16 protein-coding genes are annotated in these 15836 nt (G+C 64.5%); 7 read left to right on the top strand and 9 right to left on the bottom strand.

The genetic code is table 11. The features are described from left to right. Nucleotides 1-90: 90 nt before the first annotated feature. Nucleotides 91-2388 carry an ATP-dependent Clp protease ATP-binding subunit ClpA gene (gene clpA, locus LDO27_RS16150; protein ID WP_222208237.1) on the bottom strand — a complete coding sequence of 766 codons (2298 nt, stop codon included), beginning with the start codon at nt 2386-2388 and terminating at the stop codon, nt 91-93. Further along, a complete protein-coding gene (gene clpS / locus LDO27_RS16145) occupies nt 2385-2711 on the bottom strand; it encodes an ATP-dependent Clp protease adapter ClpS (protein WP_222208239.1) in 327 nt (108 codons plus the stop codon). Before clpS ends, clpA begins: the two co-directional genes overlap by 4 nt. 497 nt (nt 2712-3208) lie before the next feature. Between clpS and LDO27_RS16140 the strand changes: the two genes are divergently transcribed. Then, entirely contained in the window at nt 3209-3415 is a 207-nt protein-coding gene (locus tag LDO27_RS16140; protein ID WP_222208352.1) for a cold-shock protein, read from the top strand. Nucleotides 3416-3723: 308 nt separating this feature from the next. Here LDO27_RS16140 and icd read toward each other — a convergent pair whose 3' ends face one another. After that, nucleotides 3724-4974 carry an NADP-dependent isocitrate dehydrogenase gene (icd, locus tag LDO27_RS16135; protein ID WP_224042739.1) on the bottom strand — a complete coding sequence of 417 codons (1251 nt, stop codon included), beginning with the start codon at nt 4972-4974 and terminating at the stop codon, nt 3724-3726. A gap of 146 nt (nt 4975-5120) precedes the next feature. Here icd and LDO27_RS16130 point away from each other — a divergent pair, with 146 nt between their 5' ends. Then, on the top strand, nt 5121-5744 hold the full coding sequence (locus tag LDO27_RS16130; protein ID WP_224042738.1) for a pseudouridine synthase: 624 nt from the start codon (nt 5121-5123) through the stop codon (nt 5742-5744). Between the two features lie 98 nt (nt 5745-5842). Further along, a complete protein-coding gene (locus tag LDO27_RS16125) occupies nt 5843-6286 on the top strand; it encodes a DUF192 domain-containing protein (RefSeq protein WP_222208246.1) in 444 nt (147 codons plus the stop codon). Nucleotides 6287-6358: 72 nt separating this feature from the next. On the opposite strand, the gene LDO27_RS16120 is transcribed toward LDO27_RS16125, so the two are convergent. Continuing rightward, a complete protein-coding gene (locus LDO27_RS16120; protein ID WP_222208248.1) occupies nt 6359-6844 on the bottom strand; it encodes a YajQ family cyclic di-GMP-binding protein in 486 nt (161 codons plus the stop codon). A 134-nt stretch (nt 6845-6978) separates the two neighbouring features. Here LDO27_RS16120 and murB point away from each other — a divergent pair, with 134 nt between their 5' ends. Beyond that, on the top strand, nt 6979-8001 hold the full coding sequence (gene murB, locus LDO27_RS16115; protein WP_224042736.1) for a UDP-N-acetylmuramate dehydrogenase: 1023 nt from the start codon (nt 6979-6981) through the stop codon (nt 7999-8001). Between the two features lie 10 nt (nt 8002-8011). Here murB and LDO27_RS16110 read toward each other — a convergent pair whose 3' ends face one another. From LDO27_RS16110 to argF, 4 genes are all read right to left on the bottom strand, one after another. Next, complete coding sequence (locus tag LDO27_RS16110; protein ID WP_224042734.1) at nt 8012-9052, bottom strand: patatin-like phospholipase family protein; 1041 nt, start codon at nt 9050-9052, stop codon at nt 8012-8014. Between the two features lie 122 nt (nt 9053-9174). After that, nucleotides 9175-9486, bottom strand: coding sequence for a pyrimidine/purine nucleoside phosphorylase (gene ppnP / locus LDO27_RS16105; protein WP_222208254.1), 312 nt, complete (start codon nt 9484-9486; stop codon nt 9175-9177). Between the two features lie 115 nt (nt 9487-9601). Then, nucleotides 9602-10831, bottom strand: coding sequence for an argininosuccinate synthase (locus LDO27_RS16100; protein WP_222208256.1), 1230 nt, complete (start codon nt 10829-10831; stop codon nt 9602-9604). 156 nt (nt 10832-10987) lie between these two features. Beyond that, entirely contained in the window at nt 10988-11911 is a 924-nt protein-coding gene (gene argF, locus LDO27_RS16095; protein WP_222208258.1) for an ornithine carbamoyltransferase, read from the bottom strand. 424 nt (nt 11912-12335) lie between these two features. Between argF and LDO27_RS16090 the strand changes: the two genes are divergently transcribed. Beyond that, nucleotides 12336-12635: a DUF3579 domain-containing protein gene (locus LDO27_RS16090; RefSeq protein ID WP_222208260.1), complete on the top strand. Its 300-nt coding sequence runs from the start codon at nt 12336-12338 to the stop codon at nt 12633-12635. 115 nt (nt 12636-12750) lie between these two features. Here LDO27_RS16090 and rpsT read toward each other — a convergent pair whose 3' ends face one another. Beyond that, complete coding sequence (rpsT, locus tag LDO27_RS16085) at nt 12751-13017, bottom strand: 30S ribosomal protein S20 (protein WP_222208262.1); 267 nt, start codon at nt 13015-13017, stop codon at nt 12751-12753. Between the two features lie 335 nt (nt 13018-13352). Between rpsT and murJ the strand changes: the two genes are divergently transcribed. Together murJ and LDO27_RS16075 are read left to right on the top strand one after the other, a co-directional pair. Next, on the top strand, nt 13353-14903 hold the full coding sequence (gene murJ, locus LDO27_RS16080; RefSeq protein WP_224042732.1) for a murein biosynthesis integral membrane protein MurJ: 1551 nt from the start codon (nt 13353-13355) through the stop codon (nt 14901-14903). A 55-nt stretch (nt 14904-14958) separates the two neighbouring features. After that, nucleotides 14959-15807 (top strand): SirB1 family protein, encoded by an 849-nt coding sequence (locus LDO27_RS16075; protein ID WP_222208266.1) that lies wholly within the window; start codon nt 14959-14961, stop codon nt 15805-15807. Nucleotides 15808-15836: the final 29 nt, after the last annotated feature.

The following is a 15836-nucleotide window of genomic DNA, read 5'->3' as shown; positions in this document are numbered from 1 at the left end:
ACGGCAGAAAATGAAAAGGGCGGCATTTCTGCCGCCCCCGTATTTTGCCGGAGGATAGCACGATTCGTTTGCCATCGTCCCCAGCGGCCGTCAGGCCTCCGCGCGTTGCTCGCTTTCCGGCGCCTCCGGCGGCTCGACGTCGATCTCGGAGAAGTCCAGCTTGATCTGGTCCTGCTCGTCGAGATCCACGGCCACCTTGCCACCGGACACCAGCTTGCCGAACAGCAGCTCGTCGGCCAGCGCCTTGCGGATCATGTCCTGGATCAGGCGCTGCATCGGCCGCGCCCCCATCAGCGGATCGAAGCCCTTGCGCGCCAGGAACTTGCGCAGGCCGTCGGTGAAGCTCGCCTCGACCTTCTTCTCGTGCAACTGCTCTTCCAGCTGCATCAGGAACTTGTCGACCACCCGCAGGATGATCTCCTCGTCCAGCGCGCGGAAGCTGATCGTCGCGTCGAGCCGGTTCCGGAACTCGGGCGTGAACATGCGCTTGATATCGGCCATCTCGTCACCCTGCTGGCGCGCCGAGGTAAAGCCGATGGTCGCCCGGTTCATCGCCTCCGCTCCCGCATTGGTGGTCATGATGATGATCACGTTGCGGAAGTCGGCGCGCCGGCCGTTGTTGTCGGTCAGCGAACCGTGGTCCATCACCTGCAGCAGGATATTGAAGATATCCGGGTGCGCCTTCTCGATCTCGTCCAGCAGCAGCACGCAATGCGGCTTCTTGGTCACAGCCTCGGTCAGCAAACCGCCCTGGTCGAAGCCGACGTAACCCGGAGGCGCGCCGATCAGGCGGCTCACCGCATGGCGTTCCATGTACTCCGACATGTCGAAGCGGATCAGCTCGATGCCCATGATGAAGGCGAGCTGCTTGGCCACTTCGGTCTTGCCCACGCCCGTGGGGCCCGAGAACAGGAAGGAGCCGATCGGCTTGTCGGTCTTGCCCAGGCCGGCGCGCGACATCTTGATGGCCGACGCCAGCGCCTCGATGGCCGGGTCCTGGCCGAACACCACGGACTTCAGATCGCGGTCCAGCGTCTGCAGCTTGCTGCGGTCGTCCTGGTTCACGCTTTGCGGCGGGATCCGGGCGATGCGCGAGACGATGTCCTCGATCTCGCCCTTGCCGATGGTCTTCTTCTGCTTGGACTTGGGCAGGATCCGCTGCGCGGCGCCAGCCTCGTCGATCACATCGATGGCCTTGTCGGGCAGATGGCGGTCGGTGATGAAACGCGCCGACAGCTCGGCCGCGGCGGTCAGCGCCGAGGCCGCGTACTTGACGCCATGGTGCTCCTCGAAGCGCGACTTCAGGCCGCGCAGGATCTGCACGGTCTGGTCCACCGACGGCTCGACCACGTCGATCTTCTGGAAGCGGCGGGACAGCGCCGCATCCTTCTCGAAGATGCCCCGGTATTCGGTAAAGGTCGTCGCCCCGATGCACTTGAGCTGACCCGAGGACAGGGCCGGCTTGAGCAGGTTGCTGGCGTCCAGCGTGCCGCCCGACGCCGCGCCCGCCCCGATCAGGGTGTGGATCTCGTCGATGAACAGGATGGCGTTGGGATTGTCCTTGAGCGACTTCAGCACGCCCTTCAGGCGCTGCTCGAAATCGCCGCGGTATTTGGTCCCGGCCAGCAGCGCGCCCATATCCAGCGAGTAGACGACCGCCTTCTCGAGAATATCGGGCACTTCGCTCTTGGTAATGCGCCATGCCAGGCCTTCGGCGATCGCGGTCTTGCCGACGCCGGCCTCGCCCACCAGCAGCGGGTTGTTCTTGCGCCGGCGGCACAGCACCTGCACCACGCGCTCGACTTCGCTTTCGCGGCCGATCAACGGATCGATCTTGCCGGCCTTGGCGAGCGCATTCAGATTCTGGGTGTATTGCTCGAGCGGGCTTTCCTTGCCGTCGCCGCCCTCGCCCTCGGCCGTGCCGTCGCCATGCTTGGCCGGCTCGGACTGGTCCTTGCGGATGCCGTGGCTGATGAAATTGACCACGTCCAGGCGCGTGACGCCCTGCTGCTGCAGGTAATAGACGGCGTGCGAATCCTTCTCGCCGAAAATCGCCACCAGCACGTTGGCGCCGGTCACTTCCTTCTTGCCGTTCGAGGTCGACTGCACGTGCATGATGGCACGCTGAATCACGCGCTGGAATCCCAGCGTGGGCTGCGTGTCGACTTCATCGGTGCCCGGTACGACGGGCGTGTTGTCCACGATGAAATTCTTCAGGCTGGTGCGCAGATCCTCGATATTGGCCGCGCAGGCGCGCAAGACCTCGGCTGCTGTCGGATTGTCCAGCAATGCCAGCAGCAAATGCTCCACGGTGATGAACTCGTGGCGTGCCTGCCTGGCCTCGACAAAGGCCATATGCAGGCTGACTTCCAATTCTTGCGCAATCATGCTTCCTCCATCACGCACTGCAACGGGTGCCCCGCCTGCCTTGCGTGCGTTGACACCAGCTCAACTTTGGTCGCGGCAATATCTCTCGTATAGATACCGCACACGCCCTTTCCTTCCCGATGGACGGTCAACATGATCTGCGTCGCCGTTTCCCGGTCCCTGCTGAAATACTGCTGCAGGATCATCACGACGAACTCCATGGGAGTGTAGTCGTCATTCAGCAGCACCACCTTGTACATGGCGGGCGGTTTGAGCGCCTGCTCTTTCCGCTCGAGTACAGTGCCTGCATCGCGTTGTGGGACATTCGCCAGCCGTATAGCCATGGCCTTATTCTAACCCCTTCGCTCAAGTCTGCAATTTGGGGAAAAGACGCCGGATTCAAGAGGACAATTCTGCCGTCGGGACAGCATTTCGACCGCCGCGAGCCGCCGGCGTTCGGGTTCGCGGCATCCGGCGGCGTCCCTTCCAATGGACCACAGTATCGCAGCGAAGCCCGTGCGATTCCCGCCACACCACACCAGGAGTGGGGAATCTGCCGGCTTGACAGCGCGACGGATTGCCAGAAAAATCGTCCGAACATTCACGTCCGGCTAAGCGAGCCAAAGCATCAGGCCGGACAGGAGTGCTCCGTGAGCGGGAGGCCCACGGACCTGGCGGCGGCGCTTCGCGGTTGAGGCGCCGCCATGCATTACACGAAGCGCTGGGCCATCAGGCGACCGTGCCCCATTTCGGGCCGGACGCACCGGCAAGGCGTTTTGTCGGAATCAGCTTGGCCACGGCGTCTCCCTGCTTGAAATCTGCTTTTTCGTTGGGGGAGTTTATGGCAAGCGGTACTGTCAAATGGTTCAATGACGCCAAGGGTTTCGGGTTCATTACCCCGGACAGCGGTGAAGAAGAACTGTTTGCGCACTTTTCGGCTATCCAGATGAACGGTTTCAAGACTCTGAAGGAAGGCCAGCGCGTGTCGTTCGAAATCATCCAGGGTCCCAAAGGCAAGCAAGCCACGAATATTCAGGGCGCAGCCTGAGCGTATCCGAGCGTAACGCGGACGCACTGGACCACAGAGTTCACGGCGGCCGCACCAGGGTGGGGCGTCGCGCCCCGGAACGGGGGCGATAGCCGGGCATTCGACAGCCAGCCACATCGGCGGCGGGAAAATGACCCAGGCCATTGCACACGGAGCGCGAAATCCTGTCCATCGAAAGGCCCGGCATCTGATGCCGGGCCTTTCGCATTCCGGGCGCCACGATCGGGCGGATTACCGGCCTGGCGGGGAGAAAAAAACCCGGCCGCCTCCCGGCGCCGGGTCGTTGAGCGGGAAGCCGCTGCGCTGGCCTACATGTTGTCGATCATCACCTGGCCAAAACCCGAGCAGGAAACCTGGGTGGCGCCTTCGAGCAGGCGGGCAAAGTCATAGGTCACCTTTTTCGACAGGATCGACGCCTCCATCGACGAAATGATCAGGTCGGCGGCTTCGGTCCAGCCCATATGGCGCAGCATCATTTCCGCGGACAGGATTTCGGACCCGGGATTGACGTAGTCCTTGCCCGCGTATTTGGGCGCGGTGCCGTGCGTGGCTTCGAACATGGCCACGGAGTCCGACATATTCGCGCCCGGCGCGATGCCGATGCCGCCCACCTGCGCCGCCAGCGCGTCGGAAATATAGTCGCCGTTCAGGTTCAGCGTCGCGATCACCGAATATTCGGCCGGACGCAAGAGAATCTGCTGCAGGAAGGCGTCGGCGATGGCGTCCTTGACGACGATGTCCTTGCCGGTCTTCGGATTGCGCAGCTTGCACCACGGACCACCATCGACCAGTTCGGCGCCGAACTCCTTCTGCGCAAGTTCATAGCCCCAGTCGCGGAATCCGCCTTCGGTGAATTTCATGATGTTGCCCTTGTGCACGATGGTCACCGACGGCCTGTCGTTGTCGATCGCGTACTGGATGGCCTTGCGCACCAGGCGTTGCGTCCCTTCCCTGGACACCGGCTTGATACCGATCCCGGACGTCTGCGGGAATCGGATCTTCTTCACGCCCATTTCGTTCTGCAGGAAGGCGATCACCTTTTTCGCCTGTTCGCTGCCGGCCTCCCATTCGATGCCGGCGTAGATGTCCTCGGAGTTCTCGCGGAAGATGACCATGTCGGTCTTGCCGGGTTCGCGCACGGGCGATGGCACGCCCTTGAAATACCGTACCGGGCGCAGGCAGACGTACAGGTCCAGTTGCTGGCGCAGCGCGACATTCAGCGAGCGGATGCCACCTCCCACCGGCGTGGTCAGCGGGCCCTTGATGGAAACCACGTATTCCTTCAGCACCTGCAGCGTCTCGTCCGGCAGCCATACGTCCGGACCATAGACCTGTGTCGATTTTTCTCCGGCGTAGATTTCCATCCACGCGATCCTGCGTTTGCCGGCGTAGGCTTTCTCCACGGCGGCATCGACGACCTTGATCATGACCGGCGTGATATCCACGCCCGTACCGTCGCCCTCGATATAGGGAATGATGGGGTTGTCCGGCACATTCAACGAAAAGTCCGGATTGACCGTGATCTTGTCGCCAGGCGGAACCTTGATGTGTTGGTACATGGTGTCTCCCATTCGAATCGGGTAATGACTGCCGCTGCGCGGCGCAGCGGCGTGGCGGATCTCTGTCCACGCCAGCACATTGTAGGCGATGGCGCTCCGGCCCTCGGGCATACTGGCGCCCTTCGTGTCATGTACCGCCACCATCGATGACGCTGATCGCCCTGAACAAGCCGTTTGGCACCATGAGCCAGTTCTCGCCACACCCGTCGCGGCCCACGCTGGCGCACTGCGTTGACGTGCCGAACGTCTATCCCGCGGGACGGCTGGACGCCGACAGCGAGGGCCTGCTGCTGCTGACCGACGAGGGCGCATTGCAGGCCCGCATCGCCGATCCGCGCCACAAGCTGCCCAAGCGCTATCTTGCACAGGTCGAGAACATCCCGGACGAAGCCGCGCTCGCCCGGCTGCGAGGCGGCCTGGACCTGGGCGACTTCCGCACCCTGCCGGCCACTGCCCGGCTGATCGACGAACCCGGCTTCCTGTGGCCGCGGACCCCGCCGGTGCGCTTCCGCGCCGCCATTCCGACCCAGTGGCTGGAGATCGGCATCCGCGAGGGCAAGAACCGCCAGGTCAGGCGAATGACGGCGGCCATCGGCCATCCCACGCTGCGGCTGATCCGGATCGGCATCGGCCAGCTGGATCTGCGCGAGCTCGGCCTGGCGCCGGGCCAGTATTGCGAGGTGCCGAGCGCTGCCATTGGGTTGCAGGACCCAGCGCCGGCCAGACCGGCCCCGCCGCGCGTGCGGCCCGCGGGGCGCGGGCGGGCGTGAACGTTGAGCGCCGCGACTGCGCTATGCTTTCAGCTGTTTCGGAGCTGCCGGCCTGCGCCGGCGCCACGCTTCACCCTCCTCCACCTTATCGCGCCGCCATGCCCTTCCGCATCCGCCTGCTGACCGCCTGCCTTGCCACCGCCCTGCTCCCGTCCGTCGTCCATGCGCAGGCACGCCTGCCGGTGACGTCGCTGACCGCCGGCATGTACGCCATCCAGGCGGAGGTGGCATCCACGCCCGAAGCGCGGCAGCAGGGCCTGATGTATCGCAAGACCATGCCGGCCAGCAACGGCATGCTGTTCGTCTTCGAGGAGAAGGCGGGGCACTGCTTCTGGATGAAGAACACGGAGCTGCCGCTGTCGATCGCCTTCCTGGCCGATGACGGCACCATCGTGAATATCGAGGACATGCAGCCGCATAGCGAGAACAACCACTGCCCCAAGGCGGCGGTGCGCTACGCGCTGGAGATGAACAAGGGTTGGTTCGCCCAGAAGGGCATCAAGGCGGGGGCGAAGATCGGGGGGCTGCCCCAGCCGCGCTGATCGGGTTGGGGTGCCCCCGCGGACCGCTGCCGCATTCGCGCGGCAGCGTGTAGCAAGGACCGATAGAGGGAATCAGTCGCGGAAGTTGTTGAAGTCCAGCGGCGCCTCGGGCACGTCCTTGCGCAGCATGGCGATCACGGTTTGCAGATCGTCGCGCTTGGTGCCCGACACGCGCACCGCATCGCCCTGGATGCTGCCCTGGACCTTGATCTTGCTGTCCTTGATCATCTTGACGATCTTCTTGGCCAGATCGCCGGTGACGCCCTTCTTGATGGTGATGACCTGCTTGACCTTGTCGCCGCTGATCTTCTCGGTCTTGCCGTAGTCGAGGAACCGCACGTCGACATTGCGCTTGGCCATCTTGCTGATCAGCACGTCCTTGACCTGTCCCAGCTTGAAGTCATCGTCCGCGAAGGCGGTCAGCTCGTTCTCCTTGTGCTCGACCCGTGCGTCGGAGCCCTTGAAATCGAAGCGGGTCGAGATTTCCTTGTTGGCCTGTTCGACGGCGTTCTTCACCTCGACCATATTCGCTTCGCATACCACGTCAAACGTCGGCATCGCATTCTCCTTGTATCCGCTTACCTGTTCGCCATTGCCGGACCGCGCGGCGGCGCGCCGCCGCGGTTCCGTATAATCCAGCCACCCTTGCAGTCCAGGCCACCGCCGCGTCGGCCGCATCACCCTTCTCTTGCATGGCAGATTTCCACGAATTTTATCCCCTGCAACGCCACAACACATTCGGATTCGATGTCCGGGCGCGCCTGGCCGTCCATATCCGCAGCGAAAACGACCTCGGCGCGGCGCTGCGCGATCCCCGGCTCGAGGGTTTGCCGGTGGTCGTGCTGGGCGGTGGCAGCAACGTGGTGCTGACCGGCGACCTGGACGCGGCGGTGCTGCTGATGCAGATACCCGGCTATTCGGTGCAGGCTGCCGATGACGCATGGCTGGTCACCGCAGGGGCGGGCGAGAACTGGCACGAACTGGTCTGCCGCACCATCGACGATGGCATGCCCGGCCTGGAAAACCTCGCGCTGATCCCCGGCACCGCGGGCGCCGCTCCGATCCAGAATATCGGCGCCTACGGGGTCGAACTGCGCGAGCGCTTCCACAGCCTGCGCGCATGGGACCGGCAGACGCGGGCGTTCGTCAGCCTCTCGCTGGCGCAATGCGACTTCGCCTACCGTGACAGCCTTTTCAAACGCGAAGGCCGGGACCGCTACATCATCACCGCGGTCACGCTGCGACTGCCGCGCCCCTGGCAGCCGGTGCTGGGCTATGCCGAACTGGCGCGCGAGGTAGCGGGACAGGATATGGCGGGACGCGAGCCCGATGCCGCCACCATCCGCGATGCGGTCATCGCCGTGCGCACGCGCAAGCTGCCCGATCCCCGGGAGATCGGCAATGCGGGCAGCTTCTTCAAGAATCCCGTGGTCAGCGCGGCCCAACGCGACGCGCTGCTGGCGCGTCATCCCGATCTCGTCAGCCACGCCCAGCCGGACGGCAGCTTCAAGCTGGCCGCCGGCTGGCTGATCGACCGCTGCGGGTTCAAGGGCGTGACCGATGGCCCGGTCGGCGTGTACGGCAAACAGGCGCTTGTGCTGGTCCACCACGGCGGCGGCACGGGCAGCGATCTGCTGGCATTGGCCACGCGCATCGCCGACACGGTCCAACAGCGCTTCGGCGTACGCATCGAGCCGGAGCCGGTCGTGCTCTGAGCGCGTTCGTTCAGAAGGGCTGATCGCGCAGGAATTCGCGGCGGATATCCACCGTGCCGCGATGGCCCACGGCGCCGTAGTGCTCGGCCAGCCAGGCCTGGGCCGCGGTCCTGCCCCGGTCCCGTAGCATCGTCAGGAAATTCCAGTCGGTGACCAGCTTGGTCGATGACGACAGGTCCCCCAGCGCATGATCGGCGCGGATGGAATGCAATAGGATGTATTTCAGCCGGTCGCGATATTCCGGCTTCAGCCACTCCTCGTCGAGCAGCTTGTGCACGAAGGCGATGGCGCGCATCTCGCGCAGCAGCGACGCATTGAAGGTGATTTCGTTGAGCCGCTCCATCACCTCCTGCGGCTGGCTGGGGACTTCGTCGCGCTCGATCGGGTTGATATGCACGATCAGGATGTCGCGCGTGGCGGTCTCGTAGAAGAAGGGAAAGAGGACGGGATTGCCCATATAGCCGCCGTCCCAGAAATGCCTGCCGCCGATGTCGATCGCCGGATAAAGATAGGGCAGGCACGCGGAGGCCAGCACGGCATCGACCGTGATCTCCCTGGTGGTAAACACGCGCACATTGCCGCTATTGACGTCCGTCGCGGCGACAAACAGCTTCGAGTCGGGACAGGCGCGCACGCGCTCGAAATCGACCTGCGCCTCCAGCAGGCCACGCAGCGGATTGAAGCCGACGCCCTGGGCCGAGGCGGCCCACCAGCCGGTCCACATGCGGGTCCAGTCCTGCAGGGGCCAGCTGCTGCCGTAGTTGCCATGCATCCAGTCGACCGCCTGCTGCCCCAGCGTGGAAAACGGCGACGCGGCGCGTGAGACGCCGAACCAGAAATCGTGCAGCTTCTCGCGGGCGCGGTCCGGCCCGCCTTGGACCAGTCCGTCGATCATCACCACCGCGTTCATCGATCCGGCACTGGTGCCGCTGATGCCGTCGAAGGCGAGGCGCCCGTCCTCCAGCAGCGCGTCGAGCACGCCCCAGCCGAAGGCGCCATGCGCGCCGCCGCCCTGCAGGGCGAGATTGATGGTCTTGTGGTGATGCGGCATGCGGTATCTCCGGTGGCCGGGCGCGGCCCTGGCTGGCGATCACTGCAGGGCGGACGTTGCGTCCGCCATCGCGGGCCGCGCCGGCACCGTGCAGTGCCGACGCGGCCGGGGCGGTCAGGCCGTCAGGCGAAGTGGCAGACGTAGTCCAGCGTTTCCTCGACTTCGATGTCGAAGCTGCTGTTGCCCGGCACGCTGAACTGCTGGCCCGCGCCGTAGACGTTCCACGCTTCCGAGCCCGCGAGGCGCACGCGGCAGACGCCGCCATTGATTTCCATGATCTCCGGCGCGCCGGTATTGAAGGTCAGCGTCGCGGGAAAGATCACGCCCAGCGTCTTGCGGCTGCCATCGGCGAACAGCACGGTATGGCTGACGCATTTGCCGTCGAAATACAGGTTGGCTTTCTTGACGACGGATACGTTGTCGAACTGGCTCACTTCCATTCTCCAATCATTGGCAAACAGGGAAAACGACAGGGAAACGATACAGGCAAAAAAGCGGCGCAAACAAAAAGGGGCCGTCGGCCCCTCTTCGTTTTTCCTGCCGTAGCGCTTACTCGCCGCGCTGGCGGCGCGCGTTCTCGGCGATGCGCATGCGCAGCGCGTTCAGCTTGATGAAGCCGCCGGCGTCCGCCTGGTTATAGGCGCCGCCATCGTCGTCGAACGTGGCAATGGTCTTGTCGAACAGCGTGTCCTTGGAATCGCGGCCGACCACGATCACGTTGCCCTTGTACAGCTTCACGCGGACCCAGCCGTTGACCCGGGCCTGGGTATGGTCGATCAGGACCTGCAGCGCCTTGCGCTCCGGGCTCCACCAGTAGCCGTTGTAGATCAGGCTGGCGTAGCGCGGCATCAGGTCGTCCTTCAGGTGCGCCACTTCGCGATCGAGCGTGATCGACTCGATGGCGCGGTGGGCCTTCAGGATGATCGTGCCGCCGGGGGTTTCATAGCAGCCGCGGCTCTTCATGCCGACGTAGCGGTTTTCCACCAGGTCCAGCCGGCCGATGCCGTGCTTGCCGCCGAGGCGGTTCAGCTCGGTCAGCACTTCGGCCGGCGACATGCGCTTGCCGTTCAGGCCCACGATATCGCCCTGCTCGAATTCGATGTCCAGGTACTCGGCCGCGTCCGGCGCCTTTTCCGGGGACACGGTCCAGCGCCACATGTCTTCCTCGGCCTCGGCCTTGGGGTCCTCGAGGTGGCGGCCCTCGAAGGAGATGTGCAGCAGGTTGGCGTCCATCGAATACGGCGCGCCGCCCTTCTTGTGCTTCATGTCGATCTCGATGCCGGCCTTCTCGGCATACGCCAGCAGCTTCTCGCGCGACAGCAGGTCCCATTCGCGCCACGGGGCGATGACCTTCACGCCCGGCTCCAGGCCGTAATAGCCCAGCTCGAAGCGGACCTGGTCGTTGCCCTTGCCCGTCGCGCCGTGCGACACCGCATCGGCGCCGGTGCTGCGAAGGATCTCGATCTGGCGCTTGGCGATCAGCGGACGCGCGATCGAAGTGCCCAGCAGGTATTCGCCTTCATAAACCGCGTTGGCGCGGAACATCGGGAAGACGAAATCGCGCACGAACTCTTCGCGCAGGTCGTCGATGAAGATGTTCTCGGGCTTGATGCCGAACTTGAGCGCCTTCTGGCGGGCGGGTTCCAGTTCCTCGCCCTGGCCGATGTCGGCGGTAAAGGTGACAACCTCGCAGTTGTAGGTGTCTTGCAGCCACTTCAGGATCACCGAAGTGTCCAGCCCGCCGGAGTAGGCAAGCACGACTTTATTGATATCGCTCATGTTCGACTCGATGCGAAAAGATAAACGGGCCAACGGATGGCAGTGGCCGCGCGGAAAGGGAATACGGAAATACGGAAAGGCGCTATTTTGACACGTCCGCCCGCGCTTGGGCGCCACATGCCGGGGCGGCCGCCGCCGGCCCGCCCCCGTCCCGGCTCAGTACCGGCCGCAGAGCAGGTATTCCATCAGGGCCTTCTGCACGTGCAGGCGGTTCTCGGCCTCGTCCCACACGACGCTCTTGGGACCGTCGATGACCGCCGCCTCGACCTCTTCGCCGCGATGGGCGGGCAGGCAGTGCATGAAGACAGCGTCGTCGTTCGCGCGGTCCATCATCGCGGTGGTCACCATCCAGTCCTGGAAGGCGCGCTTGCGCACGTCGTTCTCGGCCTCGAAACCCATGCTGGTCCAGACGTCCGTCGTCACCAGATCGGCGCCCTGGCAGGCGGCGAGCGGGTCGTCGAACACCGTCACCAGGCTGGCGGCGCTCGCCGGCACCATGGCGGGATCGAGCTGGTAGCCCGGAGGCGCCGAGAAATGGAAGCGAAAGCCCAGGCGCTCCGCGGCCTGGATCCAGGTGTACGCCATGTTGTTGGCATCGCCGATCCACGCCACCGTCTTGCCGCGGATGCTGCCGCGCTGCTCGATGAACGTGAAGATGTCGGCCAGCACCTGGCACGGGTGGTATTCGTTGGTCAGCCCGTTGATCACGGGCACGCGGGAGTGGGCGGCGAAGCGATCGATGATGTCCTGCCCGAAGGTCCGGATCATGATGATGTCGACCATGCGCGAGATCACCTGCGCCGCATCCTCGATGGGCTCGCCGCGGCCAAGCTGCGAGTCGCGGGTGTTCAGGAAGACGGCGTGGCCGCCGAGCTGGTGGATGCCGGCCTCGAAGGACAGGCGCGTGCGGGTCGAATTCTTCTCGAAGATCATGGCCAGCGTGCGGTCGTGCAGCGGGTGCCAGGTCTCGTAGTTCTTGAACTTGGTCTTCAGGATCCGGGCGCGGTCCAGCAGGTACTCGTACTCTTCCGCCGAGAGGTCGCTGAACTGCAGGTAATGCTTGATCGGAGTTGGGCTCATAAAACAAAGAAGGCGGCTCGATAGGGACACGGCCTGATCAACGGTGACCAGACATCGGTGTCGCGGAGCCGCCTTTCGCGTCGCTTGCGCAATGTGATTCGGGCAATCATAAGGGATTCTGCGGCCTTTGGCGAGCGCGGCCCGGGAGCCCCGGGACGCGCTCCGGCATGGTGCGGCGGGCCGCCTGACTGTTGCAGAGCCGCATACGGGCTATGCACGAGTCTTATATAAGATACAATACTCGCTGATTCACGCGGGGCCGGCATACCCTTGCCGCAGTCCGCCGCCGGCATCATAAGTGCCCCCGCCGAGACCAGCGCCCCGCCTTCCGGCCGATTCAAGCGAAACCGCTCGCTGCACGGCCGCGTCAACCGGGCGCCCTCAACGCGGGTTTCCCGTCGAGTCCCCAGCCGCACCGCAGTCCATGAATCCCAACGTTCGCGAGTACTTTATCCAAGGCATCACCAAGGACGGAAAGACGTTCCGTCCCAGCGATTGGGCGGAGCGACTGTGCGGCGTCATGGCGCAGTTTCGCCCCGAGGGCGATACCGGCGATCCCCGGCTGACCTACTCGCCTTATGTGCGGCCGGTGATGGCCGGCAATATCAAATGCGTGGTGGTCGATGCGCGCTTGCGGGAGATCGAGCCAAAGGCGCTGGACTTCGTCCTGAATTTCGCCCGCGACAACAACCTGCAACTGGTAGAGGCCTGCTCCCTGGAATAGCCGGAGCGCCGGCCAAGGCACCATCCGCTGAGCCCCAAAAACAAAAAGCTCGTCCGAAGACGAGCTTTTTTGTTGGCGAACCGCCCGGAGGGCAGCGCGCCGCAGCGCTTTACGCTCAGGCGGCCATCGACTTGATGGCGGCCGACAGGCGCGACTTGTGACGTGCAGCCTTGTTCTTGTGCACGATCTTCTTGTCGGCGATGCTGTCGATGATTGCTTGCGAGTTCTTGAAGATCTCGGCCGCGGCGGCCTTGTCGCCAGCGTCGATCGCCTTGCGGACTGCCTTGACGGCGGTGCGCAGACGCGAACGGAGGCTGGAGTTATGGGCGTTCTGAGCGACGGCCTGGCGTGCGCGCTTGCGAGCCTGTGCGGAATTTGCCATGTCTTAAATTTCCTGAATTCAGATGCGTGCGTGGTGCACTTCAAGCGACCCGGGATGCACTTGCACACGAATCCGGAACGCAACTATGCTTTCGAATCGGCGATTATACACACAAGCCGAAAGCCGGAGCAAGACTCCCGGCACAAGATGCGATGGGGCCGCGGCAACAGAGGGCCGGCGACACCGGTCCGTATAATAAGCGCCACATTCGCCCCCGCCAACGGCCAACGACGGGGCGACGGTGTGGCCGGGTTGCAACTTTCCCTGCCGGCCACCGTCAGACCGCTCGTTCCCCGCGGTGCCGACCGGGCATCCAACTTCACCCGCCCCACATCTTGAATCTGCTCAAAGCGCTCGCGACCATCAGCAGCCTGACGATGCTGTCGCGCATCACCGGCCTGATCCGCGAAGTCCTGATCGCGCGCCTGTTCGGCGCCTCGGAAATGACCGACGCCTTCAACGTCGCGTTCCGCATCCCCAACCTGCTGCGCCGCATCTTCGGCGAAGGCGCCTTCTCGCAGGCCTTCGTGCCCACGTTGAACGAGTACCACGGCAAGCGGGGCGAGGCGCAGACCCGCGCGCTGGTCGACTCGGTTGCCACCGTGATGACCTGGGTGCTGATGGGCGTCTCGCTGCTCGGCGTGATCGGGGCGCCCGTGGTGATGACCGTGGTGGCCACGGGCTTTCGCACGCAGGGCGAGACCTATGACGCCTCGGTGTTCATGACCCGCGTGATGTTCCCCTATATCGGGCTGATCTCGCTGGTGGCGCTGGCCTCGGGCATCCTCAATACATACCGGCGCTTCGCCATTCCGGCCTTCACGCCGGTGCTGCTCAACGTGTCGCTCATCGTTGCCGCGCTGTTCGTCGGCCCGCACATGGAGCAACCGATCTACGCGCAGGCGTGGGGCGTGCTGGCCGGGGGCGTGCTGCAACTGGCCGTGCAGGTGTGGGCATTGCGACGGCTCGGCATCATGCCGCGCGTCCGGTTGAATCTTGGGCAGGCGTGGCGCGACGAGGGTGTGCGGCGCATCCTGAAACAGATGCTTCCCGCCCTGCTAGGCGTGTCCGTGGCGCAGATCAGCCTGATCATCAATACCAATATTGCATCGCGACTTGCCGCCGGCAGCGTCTCCTTCCTGACCTATGCGGACCGGCTGATGGAGTTTCCCACCGCGCTGCTGGGCGTTGCGCTCGGTACCGTGCTGCTGCCCAGCCTCTCCAAGGCCAATGCGCAGGACCAGCGCGCCGAGTATTCGGCGCTCCTGGACTGGGGCCTGCGGCTGACTTTCCTGCTTGCCGTGCCCAGCGCGATCGCGCTGCTGGTGTTCGGCACGCCGCTGACGGCGGTGCTGTTCAACTACGGCAAGTTCGGCGGCCATGAAGTGGAAATGACGCGGCAGGCGCTGGTGGCCTATGGCACGGGCCTGCTGGGCCTGATCCTGATCAAGATCCTCGCCCCCGGGTTCTATGCGCGGCAGGATATGCGCACTCCCGTGAAGATCGCCGTCGTGGTGCTGATCATCACGCAGCTGGCCAATATCGCCTTCGTGCCGATGTTCCAGCATGCGGGCCTGGCGCTGTCCATCAGCCTGGGCTCGACCCTGAACGCGCTGATGCTGTTCTTCGGCCTGCGCCGGCGCGGCCTCTACCGCCCCGCGCCCGGCTGGTGGCTGTTCCTGGCGCAGCTGACGGCGGCGGTGCTGCTGCTCGCGGGCATGCTGCTATGGTTCGCGAGAAGCTTCGACTGGGTCGGCATGGGCGCCACGCCGTGGCTTCGCATCGCGCTGATGGCCTCGTGCCTGGTACTTGCGGCGGTCGTCTACTTCGGTACACTCTGGCTCATGGGGCTGAGATTCTCGGCATTCAAGCGCAGAGCTGGCTAGCGTCGCGGCGGCTGCCGCCGCGTGCGCGCTCATGCCGGCCATCAGGAAATTCGCAATGACATCCACGAAAGTCCTGGACTACTTCGCCAGCCTCGTGGCGGACGAAAGCGGCATCCCGCTCACCGAGACCGCCCTCTCGATTGCCCAGGACGCCTACCCCGATCTGGACCTGCAGGGCGAACTTGCCGCGCTGGACGTCCTGGCGCTGCGCCTCAAGCGCCGTATCGCAGAGGGCACCCCGGCCATCCAGCGCCTGCGCCTGCTGAACCATTTCTTCTATCGCGACCTGGGCTTCGGGCCCAATGCGAACGACTACTACGACCCGGACAATTCCTACCTCAATGTCGTGCTGAAGCAGCGGCGCGGCATCCCGATCACGCTGGCCGTTCTGTATATGGAGCTGGGTCAGCAGATCGGCCTGCCGCTCAAGGGCGTGTCCTTTCCCAACCACTTCCTGCTGCGCATGTCGATTCCGGCGGGCGAGGTGGTACTGGACCCGCTGACCGGCGAGACCCTGTCGAAGGAACAGTTGCAGGAAATGCTGGACCCCTACCTCGAGCGGGAGGGGATCGCGGACCCGAACGAGGTTCCGCTCGGCCTGTTTCTGCAGGCGGCGACGCATCGCGAGATCGTCGCGCGCATCCTGCGCAACCTGAAGGCGATCTATCTGCAGGAGTCGCGTTGGCAGCGGCTGCTGGCGGTGCAAAACCGGCTGGTGATCCTGCTGCCGGATTCGATCGAGGAAGTGCGCGACCGCGGCCTGGCCTATGCGAACCTGGAATGCTTCCGACCGGCCCTGGCAGACCTGGAAGCCTATGTCAGCGCCAGGCCCGATGCCGCCGATTCGACCCAGATCCGCGACCGCATGCCCGCGCTGCGGATGATGAGCCGCAGCCTGAACTGAGCGGGCCCAAAGGGCGCCAGGCGGCGCCC

It is taken from the genome of Cupriavidus respiraculi (assembly GCF_914271545.1).
GTDB classification, from domain to species: Bacteria; Pseudomonadota; Gammaproteobacteria; order Burkholderiales; family Burkholderiaceae; genus Cupriavidus; species Cupriavidus respiraculi.
The sequence above is the reverse complement of the archived record's forward strand: the minus strand, read 5'-3'. Positions and strand labels throughout refer to the sequence as shown.